At 51.3% G+C, this 2,904-nt stretch carries 2 protein-coding genes; both read right to left on the bottom strand.

The annotated features are described in order from the left end of the window. Nucleotides 1-410: 410 nt before the first annotated feature. Nucleotides 411-788 (bottom strand): hypothetical protein, encoded by a 378-nt coding sequence (locus QNK41_RS23160; protein WP_413815190.1) that lies wholly within the window; start codon nucleotides 786-788, stop codon nucleotides 411-413. A 145-nt stretch (nucleotides 789-933) separates the two neighbouring features. Next, nucleotides 934-2,904, bottom strand: a 1,971-nt coding sequence (locus QNK41_RS20630) for a hypothetical protein (RefSeq protein WP_319261006.1), incomplete at its 5' end; no start/stop codon positions are given.

The raw sequence follows: 2,904 nt of genomic DNA, 5'->3' as shown, positions 1-2,904 counted from the left end.
ATCTGTTCGACCTCACCGGCAGTTACCAGCCGACCTTCCGAATCGTGACCGCCATGGCCCTGGTTGCCTGGGGAATGCTGCTCTTTTTACGTCCGGTGAAAAACCGGTGAGACGACCCGAAAAGGGTCGGGCCGTTCCGGCGAGAATACAAAACGGAAAAATAAATTGCTTTTAACATCGAATATTGAATATCGAACGCTGAACGTCGAATGGTTAAGTCGCTTCGCTCTGTCAGCTATTAAATGAATAGACCTTATTCACAAAGCGATGCTGGATGTTCGATGTTAATCCGTTTTGGTTTGGCAGGTAAATAATCTATATCCTCCGTGCCTGACATGTTGAACAAAGAAATAATGGACACTTAAAACCTGTCAAGCCGGTTAGGCGCCATGGCAGATACTGATTGACACTCACCGGAAGTGTGTTGAGTTACGTGGAACGTAGCTTTTGGAAGGTGGCACCAACACAATGTTTGTTGTGGGTATCATACGAAAATGAGCCCCATCGATTCGTGTGCTTTCCTGCCAGTTACTGAAAAAAGGGCCGAACATAGAGCACAACAATATAGGGTATGTGGTCCAGATTAGGCCCGGCTTCAGGCTGGAGCCGCAAACACCGGTGCCGATCAGTTGTTCGATGAAGTCAATAAATTTGCATTCGAGGCGTAGGCCGGTCAGCTGGTTGATCCGCGGAATGCAGTTCAGACTGACACAGTTGATCTCCATCAGTTTACCATCAATAGCATCGAAGCCAACGAAATAGAGTTTGTCAGATGAGCTCCTACCGATACGGTGTCATGCTCAGTCTAAAAATGATCGAAATGGTGTGCATACGGACGACCACTTGACCGCAGCCGATGTTTATGTCGTTGGGTTCCAGGAAACAGCCTGTATGTCCCCGCTCATTGCACGCACTCATCGGGTAACTGGTTGATCAACGACTCATCCAGTAGATCAGGCCAGGCAGATCGGCAATGCCAATTGTCAGGAATAGGGTATCGTCAGCGTTATTGATGACATCTCGTGCCCCCAGACTGACGCGTACCCGGTTTTTAAAAAAATTGACATGCACATCCAAACCCAGGCTCGTCTGGTCCATGCCTGCCGGTTTCGTCCAGTTGTGATAGATGGCCGGGGTAACCCCCCATCCGGAGAACAGCGCCGTTTTTTCGTTTCTCGTCAAATCCAGCCCCAGGATGCCATAATTCTCACGCTGTTCATCCGCATTGGAATTGAATACGCCCCCGGTAAACCCCAACCCAAAACGAATGCCGACATTGACATGATCGAGATTCCAAGTGGGCTGCCAGAAAAAAAGCGTGTCGCCATCCTTTAGATCGAATGCGGCTTCATACGGTATGATGTTGCGCCAGAACCAGGAGTCCGGTGCAGTCGACGGCGAGAACGTGAAGGCAGGATATTTATACGTCGCCGTTCGAAGCGCCAGGGCACCGGCACCCATAAGCGCCGTATTGGCGTTTTCCCGTTTCTCAGGGTCGGGTTCGCGGGCCTGGTAAATAACCTCCGCTTGCTGTTCGAGGTATATCAACCGATTGGTTGCTCGCTTGACCAATTCATTCGACCAGTACTCCGGATCATCCATGATAAGGCTTAACAGGGGTTTCCCGCCTTCAGGTGGTGCGGTGGGTTCGAATCCTTCTGCCCGGAGGTGTTTGAAAAACTCACTTTCGGCTGTTTCTTTTGCATCTGTCTCGACTTCATTTTTACCGTCGGCCAAAAAGGATTGGTTGAGTCCGTCGAAGATGATCCGCACATCGCGATCTTCCGGCGGTATTGGATCGTAGGCATAACGCAAACCGCCTTCATTGCTAAATTCCTGCTTTGCCATCAGGGCAAACGCATATCTGCTCTTGGGATTATCGGCCACCCCCAAAAGGTTATACAGTTGTTCACTCAGCCGATCACGGCAGTCCGATTGCTGGGCCTGCTGGTTCGAAAAGGGATAATTGCCCGTGCACTGGGTATTGGCAATCACGACGATGGCATCGTAGACACCGGCATAGTAGTCGAATTCGCGGAATTTATAGTCGAAGAAAGCGCCAAAAGAGTCGAGCAGCAAGCCGGTGATGGGATTCCCGCGACTGGTTAAATGGATCAATCGGTCCGATTCGATCGACAACGCCGAACGCCGGATATCCGTTGTGAGGTTACCTTCCTCGGGGCCGATTGCTTCGGACAGGTCCAGTAGCACACCGGCCAGCTGTTTTCTGAATCGTGGCGCGTCGATTCTGCAGGCGGAGGCGATGGACGGATCAGCTGATTCTGAAGGCGGCAGGCATGTCGTGGCGATTTTCTCCTGCAATAAACGCTGTGAGGACAGCGGGGCGATGATGGGAGAAATTCGGTGGGTATGGGTCAGTTCCAAAAGTCGTGCAGCATACCGCAAACGATCGCTGCAACTGAGTTGGCCATCAAAATAGGGCAGAGCGGAATCACACTGCATATCAGGCCGGTTGGCATCGATAAGGTCCGCTGTCTTACGGGTTAACTGGGAAAGATTAAGCCTCCAGTTGTCTCCGGTCAATTCTCGGTAGAGTTCATATCTGCGGGCCGTTCCTATCGCACCGCCAAGAATGACCGCTTCAGAGGCCAGATTGTAAGCTAATTCACGGCATGCCTCAGGCGGGTTTTCGCCGTCGCATGCCCGCTTTTCAATTTCTGTAACGGTTTCATAACGTTCACGATTGGGATCGAGATAAAGATACTTGACCGGCAAAGGTTTTTGCGTGTGCGGCAGGCTGGATTCAGAAAGCGTGCGTGCCAGGCCAATCGGCAGGTTGTCAAACAAGCCGCCATCGGCAAACTCGGATTCCGCCAGTTCGAAACCATCGGGGCACACCAAAAGACTGGATGGTGAATCTGGTGTTTCCATTGAGGAATCTTC

Source organism: Desulfosarcina sp. (assembly GCF_033791525.1).
GTDB lineage: Bacteria > Desulfobacterota > Desulfobacteria > Desulfobacterales > Desulfosarcinaceae > Desulfosarcina.
Note: the sequence above shows the minus strand (reverse complement) of the source record. Positions and strands in the feature narration are given on the sequence as shown.